The following is a 1,145-nucleotide window of genomic DNA, read 5'->3' as shown; positions in this document are numbered from 1 at the left end:
GGCGAGCACCCATGGTTGTCATCCCAAGCTCAGAAGAGAGTTGTTTTGCAGTGACAGACCCGTCACGCTTAACGATTTGCAATATCCTATCTACGGTCTTCATATTCCCACCATTTGTATTTCCGTACACATTATGCGCGATAGGCTTAGTAAAGAAAAGTGTTGACTTAACTTGAGTGGGGATTTGGTGAGCCAAAAACAAAAAGGGCCGGCACTTTGCCAACCCTTTGCGATGCTGAACCCAAAAATTACAGAATGATATCGCGAACTTCTGGATCTTTACGCTCTAAGTAATGGGTCGACTTGATGCGGCGAATGGTACGGCAACGGCCTCGCACGAGTAGCGTCTCTGTTGTCGCAATATTACCTTGGCGAGAAATCCCCTCTAGCAAGTCACCTTTTGTAATGCCTGTTGCTGAGAAGACGACGTTGTCGCTGCGCGCCATGTCTTCCATTTTTAGGACGACGTTGGCTTTTACGCCCATTTCTTCACAACGTTGTAGTTCAGCCGCACCGTAAATACGGTTTTCTTCTGTGTCGCCTTTCACTTCGTGGCGAGGTAGAAGGCGGCCATGCATGTCACCATCAAGTGCGCGAATCACCGCTGCGGATACCACCCCCTCTGGTGCACCGCCAATGCAGTACATGAGGTCCACTTCACTATCTGGCATACACGTTAGGATGGAAGCTGCAACGTCGCCATCTGGCACCGCGAAGACACGCACACCCATCGCCTGCATTTCAGCTATCACATCATCGTGGCGAGGTTTTGCTAGAGTGATGACAACCAGAGTGTCCAGCGTTTTATTCAGCGCGCTAGCAACGTTTTCTAGGTTTTCTTGCAACGGCTTTTCTAGATCGATCACGCCTTTCGCACCTGGGCCAACAACCAGTTTTTCCATGTACATGTCAGGTGCTTTTAAAAAGCTGCCTTTTTCACCCGCGGCAAGCACTGCCAATGCGTTCGATTGACCCATTGCGGTCATGCGAGTGCCTTCAATAGGGTCAACAGCGATATCCACTTCATCGCCACCTAGACCAACTTTCTCACCGATGTATAGCATTGGAGCATCATCGATTTCACCTTCACCAATGACAATTTCACCACTGATATCTGTTTTGTTCAGTAGCGTGCGCATAACTTC

At 49.2% G+C, this 1,145-nt stretch carries 1 protein-coding gene and 1 pseudogene; both read right to left on the bottom strand.

Annotated features, from left to right (window positions below):
- Window positions 1-142 (bottom strand): annotated as a pseudogene (locus R7P67_RS25640) (transcriptional regulator); the annotation flags it as partial.
- A gap of 106 nt (window positions 143-248) precedes the next feature.
- Window positions 249-1,145, bottom strand: an 897-nt coding sequence (glpX, locus tag R7P67_RS25635; protein WP_318086426.1) for a class II fructose-bisphosphatase, incomplete at its 5' end; no start/stop codon positions are given.

This window comes from Vibrio sp. Vb0937 (assembly GCF_033338855.1).
Note: the sequence above shows the minus strand (reverse complement) of the source record. Positions and strands in the feature narration are given on the sequence as shown.